12 protein-coding genes are annotated in these 12723 nt (G+C 40.3%); 11 read left to right on the top strand and 1 reads right to left on the bottom strand.

Translation table 11 applies throughout. The features are described 5' to 3' along the window. Position 1 precedes the first annotated feature (1 nt). From ACCQ42_RS01510 to ACCQ42_RS01550, 9 genes are all read left to right on the top strand, one after another. Complete coding sequence (locus ACCQ42_RS01510; RefSeq protein ID WP_410035132.1) at positions 2-793, top strand: ATP-binding cassette domain-containing protein; 792 nt, start codon at positions 2-4, stop codon at positions 791-793. Beyond that, positions 786-1412: an ABC transporter ATP-binding protein gene (locus tag ACCQ42_RS01515; RefSeq protein ID WP_410035133.1), complete on the top strand. Its 627-nt coding sequence runs from the start codon at positions 786-788 to the stop codon at positions 1410-1412. Before ACCQ42_RS01510 ends, ACCQ42_RS01515 begins: the two co-directional genes overlap by 8 nt. Positions 1413-1525: 113 nt before the next feature. Continuing rightward, positions 1526-2518, top strand: coding sequence for an ornithine carbamoyltransferase (gene argF / locus ACCQ42_RS01520; RefSeq protein WP_410035134.1), 993 nt, complete (start codon positions 1526-1528; stop codon positions 2516-2518). Between the two features lie 186 nt (positions 2519-2704). Further along, positions 2705-3865 (top strand): CD0519/CD1768 family membrane protein, encoded by a 1161-nt coding sequence (locus ACCQ42_RS01525; RefSeq protein WP_410035135.1) that lies wholly within the window; start codon positions 2705-2707, stop codon positions 3863-3865. A 37-nt stretch (positions 3866-3902) separates the two neighbouring features. After that, complete coding sequence (locus ACCQ42_RS01530; protein ID WP_410035136.1) at positions 3903-5009, top strand: ornithine cyclodeaminase family domain; 1107 nt, start codon at positions 3903-3905, stop codon at positions 5007-5009. Beyond that, positions 5009-6103, top strand: coding sequence for a putative NPN-dependent ornithine cyclodeaminase (locus tag ACCQ42_RS01535; protein WP_410035137.1), 1095 nt, complete (start codon positions 5009-5011; stop codon positions 6101-6103). Before ACCQ42_RS01530 ends, ACCQ42_RS01535 begins: the two co-directional genes overlap by 1 nt. Positions 6104-6485: 382 nt before the next feature. Continuing rightward, entirely contained in the window at positions 6486-8441 is a 1956-nt protein-coding gene (locus ACCQ42_RS01540) for a sucrose-specific PTS transporter subunit IIBC (protein ID WP_265237072.1), read from the top strand. Beyond that, entirely contained in the window at positions 8434-9828 is a 1395-nt protein-coding gene (locus ACCQ42_RS01545; RefSeq protein WP_410035139.1) for a glycoside hydrolase family 32 protein, read from the top strand. Before ACCQ42_RS01540 ends, ACCQ42_RS01545 begins: the two co-directional genes overlap by 8 nt. 49 nt (positions 9829-9877) lie before the next feature. Continuing rightward, entirely contained in the window at positions 9878-10522 is a 645-nt protein-coding gene (locus ACCQ42_RS01550; protein ID WP_410035140.1) for a hypothetical protein, read from the top strand. A gap of 47 nt (positions 10523-10569) precedes the next feature. Here ACCQ42_RS01550 and ACCQ42_RS01555 read toward each other — a convergent pair whose 3' ends face one another. After that, positions 10570-11445, bottom strand: a complete 876-nt coding sequence (locus tag ACCQ42_RS01555; protein ID WP_410035141.1) for an acetamidase/formamidase family protein — start codon at positions 11443-11445, stop codon at positions 10570-10572. 130 nt (positions 11446-11575) lie between these two features. On the opposite strand from ACCQ42_RS01555, the gene ACCQ42_RS01560 reads away from it, so the two are divergent. Both ACCQ42_RS01560 and ACCQ42_RS01565 read left to right on the top strand, forming a co-directional pair. Then, on the top strand, positions 11576-11872 hold the full coding sequence (locus ACCQ42_RS01560) for a type II toxin-antitoxin system RelB/DinJ family antitoxin (RefSeq protein WP_265237066.1): 297 nt from the start codon (positions 11576-11578) through the stop codon (positions 11870-11872). Positions 11873-11908: 36 nt separating this feature from the next. Continuing rightward, positions 11909-12610, top strand: a complete 702-nt coding sequence (locus ACCQ42_RS01565) for a zinc metallopeptidase (RefSeq protein ID WP_410035142.1) — start codon at positions 11909-11911, stop codon at positions 12608-12610. Positions 12611-12723: the final 113 nt, after the last annotated feature.

Below are 12723 nucleotides of genomic sequence, written 5' to 3' on the forward strand. Positions count from 1 at the left end.
TATGAATATATTAGAAGTTAAAAATTTAAAGGTGTCATTTTACCAATACACAAGGGGCCTTAGGCGAAGGAGGCTTGATATAATTAAAAATATAAGTCTTGATGTCAGGGAAGGAGAGATTATGGCGATTTTTGGGGCATCAGGCTCTGGAAAAAGCCTCTTAGCTTCCGCCATCCTCGGCCTTTTGCCCTACAATGGCTTAAGCGAGGGAGAAATCCTTTATAAGGGGCAAATCCTTGACCAAGCTCTTTTGGAAAGGGTCAAGGGAAGGGAAATATTTTTCATTCCCCAGTCAATCACATCCCTTAACCCACTTTTAAAAACCAAGGACCAGGCAAGGATGACCCTAGCAAGGGATGATTATCATAAACAAAGACAGGTCTACCAGTCCTTTGGCCTGGGGAGTGATGTTGATGATATGTATCCAAGAGAGCTTTCTGGTGGCATGGCAAGGAGAGTCCTTGTAAGTGATGCGATCTTAAGCGGGGCAGATTTTATACTTGCAGATGAGCCGACCCCTGGCATGGATAAGGAGGCTACAGATGAAATTGTCAGCTATTTTAAAAAGATGAAGGAAGCTGGCAAGACCCTACTTCTTATAAGCCACGACATAAATATGGCTTTGTCATGTGCCGATAGGATTGGGATTTTTTATGATGGAGAGATTATAGAAGTAGGGGATAGGTCCGCCTTTGCTAATAAGGGGGCAGGTTTAGCCAATCCCTATTCTAAAAGGCTCATAAGGGCCTTGCCTGAAAATGGCATGGACTTAGATAGGATAGAAAATGATTGAAGTAAAGAATTTGTCCTTTTCCTATGATGGGAAGAGGGATATTATAAAAAACTGTAGCCTCACGCTAGAGAGGGGTGAGGTCTTGGGCCTTGTGGCCCCATCTGGTTACGGAAAGTCAACTCTCGGTAAACTTATAGCAGGCTATATCAAGGCACCGAGGGGGACTGTCCTTGTGGATGGCAAGGACATCAGAGACCTTAAGGGCTTTCTGCCAGTCCAGATGGTCCACCAAAATCCAGAAAAAAACGTAAATATCACTTGGAAGGTGGGAAAGATTTTAAATGAAGGCTGGCAAGTGACTGGCGAAATAAAAGAGGCCTTTGGCATCAGGGAACAGTTTCTAGACAAGTTTCCCGTAGAGCTATCAGGCGGCGAACTCCAAAGGATTTGCCTGGCAAGGGTAATGGGAGATCCTTGCAAATACCTAATAGCAGATGAAGTCACAAGTATGCTTGATACTATAAACCAGGCTGAGATTTGTAAAATTTTGCTAGACTTTGCCAAAAATAAAAAGGTCGGCATCCTCTTCATTTCCCATAATAAGGCCCTTATAGACCTAATTGCCGACAGGATAATAGACCTTAGAGATATAAATAAGGAAAGCTGCGACAAAAAATAAGATGTTGTGGCTTTTTTTATGATTTAAAAGGCAATTAAAAAAATACTGCAAAGTTTTAAAAAATATGTTAAAATATAGTTAATAAAACTTTATGGACACAAAAGGAGTAAATTATGGCAAAAAATTTCAGAGGCAAATCATTTCTAAAACTTCTTGATTTCTCATCAGCAGATATCAGATACCTTTTAGACCTAGCAAAAAACTTCAAAGACATGAAAAGAGCTGGAGTTCCTCACAGATATCTTGAGGGCAAAAATATAGCAATCATCTTTGAAAAAACATCTACAAGGACCAGATGTTCTTTCGAAGTAGGGGCTTATGACCTAGGCATGGGAGTAACCTACCTTGATCCAACAGGTTCACAAATGGGCCACAAGGAATCTGTTGCCGATACAGCCAGAGTTCTAGGCAGGATCTATGACGGTATAGAATTTAGGGGCTTTAAGCAAGAACACGTTGAAGAGCTCGCAAAATACTCAGGAGTCCCAGTATGGAACGGTCTTACAGACCAGTGGCACCCAACCCAAATGCTAGCCGATGTCCTAACAATCGAAGAGCACTTTGGTTATTCTAAGGGCCTTAAGTTCGTATATTTCGGCGATGCTAGAAATAATATGGCAAATTCCCTAATGGTAGTTTGTGCAAAACTAGGTATAAATTTTGTAGCTTGCGCTCCAAAAGAGCTCTTCCCAGAAGAATGGCTAGTTGAAGAATGCAAGAAAATTGCGGAAGAAAACTTCTCAACAGTAACCCTTACAGAAGATGTCAAAGAAGCAGCTACAGATGCTGATGTAATATATACAGATGTCTGGGTATCAATGGGTGAGCCAGCTGAAGAATGGGAAAAGAGAATCAAAATCCTTAAACCTTACCAAGTTAGAAAAGAAATCATGGATATGGCAAATAAAGAAGCTATCTTCCTCCACTGCCTACCAGCCTTCCACGACAAGGAAACCAAGGTTGGCAAGGAAATCTTTGAAAAATACGGTCTTGACTCAATCGAAGTTACAGATGAAGTCTTTGAGTCAAAACAATCCCTAGTCTTTGACGAAGCAGAAAACAGGATGCACACCATAAAAGCAGTAATGTATGTAACTTTATGCTAGATAGTAAATATCACCTGGCCCTAGGATGATCCTAGAGCTGGGTTTTGTTTTAAGAAACTTAGGAAGAGTATTTAGCTAATTTTCCTAGTTTTTGGCCATATGATTGGTATGGTAGAAGTAGTCTAATAAATTTAAAAAGAATAGACGATAATAATCGTTAATTAAATCTCTACATAAGGAAATAAGATGGACAAGCTTGATGTAAATAAAAATATAAAAAAAGATATAAGCGCCGAGGTCTTTATATTTTTGGGCCTCTTTTTGGGACTTTTTATCTATATGGCAAATATAATGGGTGGGACAAACATGGTCAAGACCATGATGCTAACCTCCTTTGACCTCTTGATGAATGTATGCTTCTACCTGATGGCGGTGGCAGTTCTTGCAGGGGGCCTATCAGCGATTTTTTCAGAATTTGGGGTAATTGCCCTGGTAAATAAAATCCTTTCTAAGCTCATGGGTCCTATTTATGACCTACCAGGAGCAAGCTCTCTAGGAGTTTTATCCTGCTTTATGTCTGATAACCCAGCCATCCTCACCTTGGCTAGGGATGATAATTTTAGGATGTATTTTAAAAAATACCAGATGCCAGCCCTAACCAACCTAGGCACAGCCTTTGGCATGGGCCTTATCACAGTCACATCTATGATGGCACTGCCTGTTGAGGCCTCCCTAAAGGCGGCCATGGTTGGCCTACTGGGGGCAGTTTGCGGATCAGTTGTATCGGTAAGGCTTATGATTAGAAAGACCAAAAAATATTACGGGACAGAAGAGATGGTAGAAACAAAGTCTGTAAAGCCTATCCCTAAGGGCTTTAGGCAGGTAAGAGAGGGCTCTGTTGGCTCTAGATTTATCACAGCCCTCCTTGATGGGGGCAGGGTCGGAGTAGACATGGGAGTGGCTATAATTCCTGGAGTTTGCCTAATCTGTACCCTAGTAATTATGCTAACAAATGGGCCAGGAGCAAATGGCTATACAGGCGAGGCCAACCAAGGCATAGCCCTCCTTCCAGTAATAGGTGAGAAATTATCCTTTATAATAAATCCAATTTTTGGCTTTAAAAGCCCGGAGGCCATAGCTGTTCCAATCACAGCCCTAGGCTCAGCTGGTGCTGCCATAGGTCTTGTAGCAGATATGGCAGGCAGGGGAATAATTTCAGGCAATGACATAGCAGTTTTCACATCTATATGCATGTGCTGGTCAGGCTATCTATCAACCCACATAGCCATGATGGATGCCCTAGATACCAAGGAAATGACAGGCAATGCCATAATTTGCCACACCATAGGCGGTCTATGTGCAGGATTTTTTGCCCATTTGCTTTGGACTTTGCTTGCCTTCTTGTAAGATTGACGTTAAATTTTAAAAATAAAAAGGAGTAGACATGGAATTTAAACTAGCAGAACTTGTCTTGCCAGATTTTTCTAAGGAAGAATTTACCAAGGCAGAAAATATTAAAGTAAGCCCAGCAGAAGCTGATGGCATAGCCCCAGATGGCTTTTACCTTACCCACCACAAGCCTACATTTTATAAGGTAGATGGCAAGTTTATCCTGCCAGATCACAACAGCCTTAACTGTGTGGCAAGCCTTGTTGATGGGGAAATTATAATCAAGGAAATTAGGGAAATTAAAAAGGGCGATCAAATAGTATTAGGCAGGGAAGGAAATCTAGAAGAAGGGATTTTTGTCGATGAAAATGCCTTTGGAGCAGATGCCTACTCCAAGCCAGGCAGGTCTGTTGAGACTTCTTCTTCAAGAGATTATGACTATTTATTTGAGCTTTTAAAACACGAAAGAGATTCTGAAGATGGCTATATAGTTTGGGTCCTAGGACCTGCAGTAGTCTTTGACTATGATACAAGAAATGCCTTAAATGCCTTGGCAGAAGAGGGCTTCATAGATTGCCTCTTAGGCGGCAATGCCATGGCAACTCACGACCTTGAGGGAGGATATTTAAATACAGCCCTTGGCCAAAATATCTACACCCAAGAAAACCAACCAATGGGCCACTACAACCACCTAGACCTCTTAAACGAAGTAAGGATAGCAGGCTCTATCAAAGAATTTATCAAAGAAGGCCATGTCAAAGACGGCATCATAAAGACCCTAGCAGGAATGGATGTGCCTTTTGTTCTTTCTGGGTCAATCAGAGATGACGGCCCACTTCCAGAGGTCATCGGTGATACAGATAAGGCCCTTACAGCAACTAAAAAAGAGCTAGACAAGGCCACAGTTATAATTTGTATAGCAACCATGCTCCACTCACTTTCAGTGGCAAATATGGCCTCATCCTATAGGAAAAGAGCTGATGGCAAGGTTTCTCCAGTCTACCTATACTCTGTCGATGTTACTGAAAATGTCGTTCACAAGGTAGAAGCAGCCAGGGAAAACCTCGCAGTAGTGCCAATGGTGACCAATGTCCAAGACTTTGTAGTCAACCTCCAAAAGGCCCTAGTAGATGATAAAAATAGCCAGGAAGGAGAAAAGTAATGAGCCTAGAAATGCCAAAATACCATCATCCAGATTTTGATCAGGATTTTCTAAAAAATGCTCCAAATGTGACCCTAGAGGAAGTTGCAGTTGATGGCCTAAGTCCTAGAAACTACCACGCCCTATCAGTTTATCCAGAATATTTCAAGATAAATGGCAAGTGGGTCCTAGCCGGCCAGTCAAGGATGGATACAGTCTGTGTAGCAAATGACACAGAGGGCGGGGAGAGCGTGGATATAGTCGAATTTAGAAATCTTAAAAAAGGTGATAAGGTAGTTATCGGCCGCACCGAAGACGCTTCTGAGGGAATTTATGTGTGGACAGAGGGCTTTTTAGAGCCAGATGAGCACGTTGATACCTTCGCCTTTAGGGCTGGTAGGTCTCGTGAAACAGCCTTCTCCATGGATTATGACAACCTTTATGAAGTCCTAAAACACGAAAAGGAAAATGGGGGCTATGTGACCCTAATTGTCGGTGCTGCCCTAGCCCTAGACCGTGACTCAAGACTTGCCCTAGAAAGGCTAATAAGAAATGGCTATGTAAATGCCATCTTTTGCGGGACAGAAACAGCTGCCTTTGACCTAGAAAAGGGAATTTATGGCACATCTTGGGGCCAAGAACATTTTGAAAAAGAACAAAATACAACCAGAAACCTCTTTGAGACAATCAACCTTGCCAGAAAATATGGGTCAACCAAGGCCCTTGTAGAAAGCGGACTTGTCAAGGATGGCTTTATGAAGGCAAGTGTGGAGATGGATATACCTGTTGTAATTGCAGGCACCATCAGGGATAGGCTTGGTCTACCTGAGACAATTAACAATGTCTACCAGGCCCAAAATGGGATGAGAAAGCACGCCAGAAAGACATCTACAATCATAATGATGTCTGCGATTCTTTATACAATCGCCACAGGCAACATGACCCCATCTTATAATATCTTTGATGAAAAGGTCAGACCTGTTTATATGTATACCATCGATATCCAAGAATTTGCTGTAAACAAACTCTCAGACAGGGGTACAGTCACAGCAGTATCCATGGTAACAAACGTCCAAGATTTCATCAGAAACGTGGACAGGGCCCTTAATTTATAGAAAATTAGCTAGGATAATCTAATTCAGACAATAGACAAAATCCAAAAACGCTTATCCGACTACAGAAATTTAGAAATTCTAAATTTCATAATCCTGTAAATCGCAAACTCGCTTACGCTCAAACAGTGCGATTTACGGGCGGATTATTTCAATTTGAATTTCTTGAAATTTCTTCCGAACGGAACGCTTCCTTTTGGATTTTGTCACTTTATCAATAATCTAAGCCGGTATAATCCGGCCTTTCTTTTGCCTTAAACTTCCTTGAAAACTTTTGCATTATCATGGTAATTAATGCTATAATTATTACAAGAGATAATATTTATAAATTTTTATCATTATTAAGATTTATAAATATTGTTCAACTTTTACGAAAGGAATTATTATGAACAATCAAGAATTGGCGAAAATTATCGTCGACAAGGTTGGCGGCAAGGATAATATAATATCCTACCAGCACTGCGCCACAAGACTTAGGCTAGTCTTAAGGGACTTTGATAAGATTGACAGAGATTTTATCGATGACCTAGAAGGTGTTCAAGGCACAAACATTGCAAATGGCCAATACCAAGTCATCTTAGGACCTGGCAAGGTCAACCTAGTTACAGGAGAGGTTGGAAAAATCGTTGGAGAAAGCGGATCGGCCCAGGATAGCGATGAGCCTAAGGGCAATATCCTCCAAAGAGGGGTCAAGGTTTTATCAGATATATTTGTTCCAATCATTCCAGCTATCGTTGCTGCCGGTCTTTTGATGGGTATCAATAATATCTTAACCAGTCCATTTTTTAATGGCAGGACAGATTCGATTATTAGCCTATATCCACAAATAGCAGACCTTGCTAATATGATCAACGTCTTCTCATCAGCAGCCTTTGCCTTCCTACCAGTTCTTATAGGCTTTTCTGCAACTAAGAAATTTGGAGGCAATCCATTTTTAGGAGCTGCCATGGGTATGATTATGGTCCACCCAGAGCTTTTAAATGCCTATGCCCTAGGTACAACAGCCCCTGCTGATGTGCCTGTTTGGAATATTTTAGGCCTTGCTATACCAGCAGTTGGCTATCAAGGAACAGTTTTACCAGTTCTTGCCGTATCTTGGATACTAGCAAAGATTGAAAACTTCCTCCACGATAAGACCCCAATCTGGCTAGATAACCTAACAACCCCACTTCTAGCGACCCTAATTACAGGTTTTATTACCTTTATCCTAGTAGGTCCAATCATGAGAAACGCTGGTGATATGCTTACAAATGCCATCACCTTTATTTACACCAAACTTGGTTTTGTGGGCGGGGCAATCTTTGGTCTTCTTTATGCACCAATTACCCTTACAGGTATGCACCACTCCTTTATACCAATTGAGACCCAACTTATTGCAAATCAGGCTGTGTCAGGCGGATCCTTTATCTTCCCAACAGCATCAATGAATAACGTTGCCCAAGGAGCTGCTGTTATAGCTGTTCTTCTTACAACAAAGAATGAAAAAATGAAATCAACCGCTGCCGCATCAGGTGTATCAGCCATGCTTGGAATCACAGAGCCTGCTATGTTTGGTATTACCTTAAGGCTAAGATATCCATTTATTGCTGCAATCATTGGTTCTGCAGCAGGATCTGCCTATATTGCCCTAAGACATGTACTTGCCATTGCCCTAGGAGCTGCAGGTATCCCTGGTATCATCTCAATTAGACCAGAAAATTGGCTAGACTTTATAATCGGCCTTGTAATTGCAATGGTTGTTGCCTTTGGTCTTACAATTTTCTTTGGCAAGTCAAATATGTTTGCAGCAAAGGAAAAGCCAGCCCCAAAAGCTGAGCCTAAAAAGGATGAAAAAACAGAAGAAAAACTAGTAGAAAAAGAAGAAGTTAAAGCCGCACCAGCTAAAAAGGAAATAATCGAAATCTTTAACCCTGTAAAGGGAGAGGTCTTTAATGTCAGCCAATCAGTTGACCAAACCTTCGCATCAAAGATGATGGGCGATGGGGTTTGCATCAATCCAAGCGAGGGAAGAGTATATGCCCCATTTGACGGTGAAGTTGCATCAATTTTCCCAACAGGCCACGCCGTAACCCTAACTTCCGCTGATGGCATCAATGTCCTAATCCACATTGGCGTAGACACAGTTTCCCTAGATGGTCAGGGTTTCACTAAACATGTAAAAGATGGCGATAAGGTAAAAACAGGCGACCTACTAATCGAATTTGACCCAGACCTTATCAAATCCAAGGGCCTATCTGACCAAACCATGGTAATTATAATGGATTCAGATGATATGGATATCAAATTTAAACAGGGCCTAAGAGATAAGGCTGCCAAGATAATGGAGATAAAAAATGCTTGATAGGAAAATCTACCAAGAAAATTACGGGAAATTACAAAAAATGAAGGAAGAAGTGGAAAAAGATCCGCTTCTTCTAGCTTATCACATCTATCCAGAGACAGGTTGGCTAAATGACCCAAACGGTCTCTGCCAGAAAGATGGGACCTATCATTTTTATTACCAAGCCTCACCCCTTGATGAAAATAGGGGAGATATAGGCTGGGGCCATGTTTCAAGTCCTGACCTTATAAATTATAAGAGAGAAGATTTTTTTATCTTTCCAGATAGTAAGTATGACAAGAATGGTGCCTACTCAGGTTCAGCCTTCATAGAAGATAATAAGCTTTCATTCTTTTATACAGGCAATGTAAAATACCCGGGCGACTTTGATGGCATCAACGAAGGTAGAGAACACAACACCTTAAAGATAGATTCTGATGCCTACAGCTATGGTGAAAAAATCCTCATAATGGATAATGATGATTATCCAGCAGACATGACCAAGCACGTAAGAGACCCTAAAATCTACAAGAAAGATGGGACCTACTATATGTTTTTGGGAGCCAGGTCCAAGGCTGATAAGGGCATGGTACTAGTTTTCAAATCAGAAAATTTAAAAGATTTTACCTACCACATGAGGATAGAGACAGATTATGATTTTGGCTTTATGTGGGAGTGCCCAGACTTTTTTGACCTATGTGAAAAGCAAATCCTAATTTGCTGCCCACAGGGTCTTGCAAGTCAAGAATACAAGTTCCAAAATATCTACCAGTCAGGATATTTTTTCATAGACCTAGATTTAGAAAATAAGACCTACAAGCTGGGAAATTTTGAAGAGCTTGACTACGGTTTTGACTTCTACGCCCCACAGACCTTTGAGGATGAAGCTGGCAGAAGGATTCTTGTAGGCTGGATGGGAATCCCAGATGCAGACTACACCAACCCATCAGTCAAATACAAATGGCAACATGCCCTAACTATACCAAGAGAGCTAAAAATTAAAAACCAAAGACTAGTCCAAGAACCAATCAAGGAATTAGAGGCCCTAAGAGGCTCAAAAATTGACCTAGAAAAAGGCAAAGTATATGAAGAATTGACCTTTGAAGGATCCGCTTACAATATAAAGGGCGATTTTAAAATAAATTTAAGAAAAGATGTGACTCTAGCCTACAAAGACGGCATCTTATCCCTAAAAATGGGCGCATCCGGCTCGGGAAGAGATGAAAGGCTTATAAAAATAGATGAAATCACAAGCTTAAGAATATTTTCAGATAGGTCATCCCTAGAAATCTTCATAAACGATGGCGCCTACGTCATGACAAATAGGGTCTATGCCCAAGAAGGATATTTCAAATCAGAAGACCTAGATTTAGCCATCTATCCTCTAGGTGCCTTTACATTTTCTTAAAATCAAGCAAAAGCTCCCAGCAGGGAGCTTTAATTCTTAAAGGAGATTTATGGAAACTTATACAAATAAATTTCACTCAAAGAACCTCTACATAAAAATAAAAGACATGAGTCAAATAAAGCCAGAAGACTTTGATAAGCTAATAAAAAAATCCGTAAAAGCTTTGCAAATAGGCCTTTATTCGGATCAGACAGATGTCATAGCTTTTTTAAAAAAGTGCGGCTTTAGCCTAAGGCGAATAACCTACGAATTAGAAGTAGGAAAAGCCGACCTAAAAAACCCCCTCATCGATAAGGATCTAAAGCTTAAAAAGACCACAAAGGATCAAAAATCCTACCATATTTGTCTAAAGCTTCTTTATGATTATTACAAAAAAACTCACCAAGATTTAAACCCCCTAAGCGTGGGCCTAGAAGAATTTACAAGGACAATTCCAGAAAATGCCCTATATTATGAAGAAAAAGGTCAAATTATCTTTGCAGCCTTCCTAGAAGCTGACGAAATAGCCTATCTAGCAGGCTTTGACCTTAAAAATCCAAAAGATTTAATAGGGGCCACCCTTCTAGAAGCTTACAAAACAAATGATAAAATCTTCTTCGAAGCAGACACGACAGACCCCTTGGCAAGCATGCTGAAAGACTTCTTCAAAGAAAACTCAGAGCCTACTTATGAAACTTATGTAAAGTGTAAATAAAAATCTCCAAGCGAGAATCCTTAAAGATTCAAGGCTTGGAGATAATTTTATTTAAAGATATCTTTAGATATTTCTGCTCTCATGGTCATATTTGGGTTTACCACCTGGCAAGAGATTAGGTCCACTGCCATGGTCATGAGCATATTTGTGTCATAGAAATCTAGGTCAGTTTTTTTCATGATTAGGTCAGCCATATTAGCTAGGGCAAGGTCACTTGCCTCATCAATAGACTTTCTTGAGCCAATGGTGATATATTTATTGTCTACATCTATCATTGGAGTCTTGTAGGCAAAATCCTTAACCACTTCCACCTTAAGCTCAACTGCCCCATTGATTTCAAGGGCACAGCCGCCAACTTCCCCATCACCCATAGCAGCGTGGAGGTCGCCTAGGGCAAGGAGAGCTCCTTCTACATTTACTGGAAGGTATAAAATAGCCCCTTCCTTAACCTGGGTACAGTCCATATTTCCACCGTGATCGTGTGGTGCACCTGTTGGTATGGCTTCTCCTGCTGGAGCTGTTCCAATTACACCAACCATCTTATTTAGAGGAAACTCTAGTCCCCTAAAATAAGCCCTATCTCCCTTCACATCGACCATCCTAGCCTTAGGCATGTCAATCTTATCACCAAGTCTACCAAGGCCCTTTTCAACCATGGAAAGACCTTGGTCCACCACTTCGATTTTTTCAATAGTCACCTTTAAAACATCACCTGGCATGGCTCCTTCAACAAAAAGTGGACCTGTGGCAGGGTTTACCTTGTCAAAATCAACCCCACTAAGCTCTTGGTCTTCGCTAGTTACCTCGCATGAGAAACAATCAAGAGTTTCAAAACGAATCCTGTCCCCACTTTTAGCCCTAGCAGCTTCCTTATTATCCTTATCCATGGCATAAATTACCATGTTAGTATCTATTTTAATCATGCTTTCTCCTTTGAAAATAATATATAAAATATTATATCACATTAAATAATAAAAACAAAGAAGAAAATGTATATACAAATGTTTTACAAAAATAACACTTTGTCATATAATAAGAAAAAAGGAGGAAATCATGGCCAAGACATCAAACCTAGTTGTAAGACTTGAACCAGAAATAAAAGAAAAGGCTGAGGCAATCTTTAAAAAAATGGGAATTTCTGCATCCACAGCTGTAGATATGTTCTACAGGCAGGTAATAGTAGATGGGGGCATGCCCTTTGCAGCCAAGGTCAAAAAGCCGGTAGACCTAGCTGACCTTAGTAGGGATCAGTTAGGTGAATTTCTTCTTGATGGCGTAAGATTAGCTGAAAAGGGAGAGCTTACAGATTTAGACACAGCTTTTGAAGAAATCTTCGAACAGACTAAATAAGTTAATTAGTTATAAAAAATAGAAAGGGAGAAAATTATGTATCCATATGGATTTTATTTTGACAAGACTATGATTTTAGTCTTCATAGGTTTTGTTATTTCAATGCTTGCCCAGGCAAACATACAAAGCAAATATAGAAAATACGAGAAAATTAAATCAAAAAGAGGAATAACTGGAGCAAGGGCTGCTCAAATGGTCCTAGATTATAATAATTACAATGACATCACAATCAAAAGGGTGAGGGGATCACTTTCTGATTACTTCAACCCAGTCACAAAGGAAGTAGCTCTATCAGATGGGTCCTTTACAGATTCATCAATAGCAAGCCTTGCCGTAAGCTTACACGAAATAGGCCACGTTATCCAATATAAGGAAGGCTATTTGCCTTTACAAATAAAATCCTTCATAGTTCCAGCAGTAAACCTAGGATCAAGACTATCCATGCCAGTTTTAATAGGAGGCTTAATCCTATCCATGCCAAAACTAGTAAGCATAGGCCTAGTATTATTTTCATTAACCCTGATATTTCAACTAGTAACCCTACCGGTAGAATTTAACGCCAGCAAAAGGGCCCTAGCAGTATTAGAAAGGGCAAACATCCTAGAAGCAAGCGAAATACCAGGAGCAAAAGAAATGCTAGGGGCAGCTGCGCTTACCTATGTGGCAGCTACTATAACAACTGCTTTGCAGTTTTTAAGATTGATATTATTGTTTGGTAATAACAGAAGAAGGGATTAAGGGAGTGGCTCCCTTAATAATCCCTTTTTTCTATTATCTAAGATATTGGTATTATAGACTTTATTTCTTCGTTATCTTATCATTAAATAAATTATATTTATATACTATTGAAT

It is taken from the genome of Anaerococcus kampingae (assembly GCF_046365475.1).
Taxonomy (GTDB): domain Bacteria; phylum Bacillota; class Clostridia; order Tissierellales; family Peptoniphilaceae; genus Anaerococcus; species Anaerococcus kampingae.

Excerpts from the sequence above, each read along its gene's own strand:
- ACCQ42_RS01515 (WP_410035133.1), top strand. The coding sequence starts at position 786 with ATGATTGAAGTAAAGAATTTGTCCTTTTCCTATGATGGGAAGAGGGAT.
- ACCQ42_RS01530 (WP_410035136.1), top strand. The coding sequence starts at position 3,903 with ATGGAATTTAAACTAGCAGAACTTGTCTTGCCAGATTTTTCTAAGGAA.
- ACCQ42_RS01545 (WP_410035139.1), top strand. The coding sequence starts at position 8,434 with ATGCTTGATAGGAAAATCTACCAAGAAAATTACGGGAAATTACAAAAA.
- ACCQ42_RS01560 (WP_265237066.1), top strand. The coding sequence starts at position 11,576 with ATGGCCAAGACATCAAACCTAGTTGTAAGACTTGAACCAGAAATAAAA.
- ACCQ42_RS01535 (WP_410035137.1), top strand. The coding sequence starts at position 5,009 with ATGAGCCTAGAAATGCCAAAATACCATCATCCAGATTTTGATCAGGAT.
- ACCQ42_RS01525 (WP_410035135.1), top strand. The coding sequence starts at position 2,705 with ATGGACAAGCTTGATGTAAATAAAAATATAAAAAAAGATATAAGCGCC.
- ACCQ42_RS01550 (WP_410035140.1), top strand. The coding sequence starts at position 9,878 with ATGGAAACTTATACAAATAAATTTCACTCAAAGAACCTCTACATAAAA.
- ACCQ42_RS01565 (WP_410035142.1), top strand. The coding sequence starts at position 11,909 with ATGTATCCATATGGATTTTATTTTGACAAGACTATGATTTTAGTCTTC.
- argF (WP_410035134.1), top strand. The coding sequence starts at position 1,526 with ATGGCAAAAAATTTCAGAGGCAAATCATTTCTAAAACTTCTTGATTTC.
- ACCQ42_RS01510 (WP_410035132.1), top strand. The coding sequence starts at position 2 with ATGAATATATTAGAAGTTAAAAATTTAAAGGTGTCATTTTACCAATAC.
- ACCQ42_RS01540 (WP_265237072.1), top strand. The coding sequence starts at position 6,486 with ATGAACAATCAAGAATTGGCGAAAATTATCGTCGACAAGGTTGGCGGC.
- ACCQ42_RS01555 (WP_410035141.1), bottom strand. The coding sequence starts at position 11,445 with ATGATTAAAATAGATACTAACATGGTAATTTATGCCATGGATAAGGAT.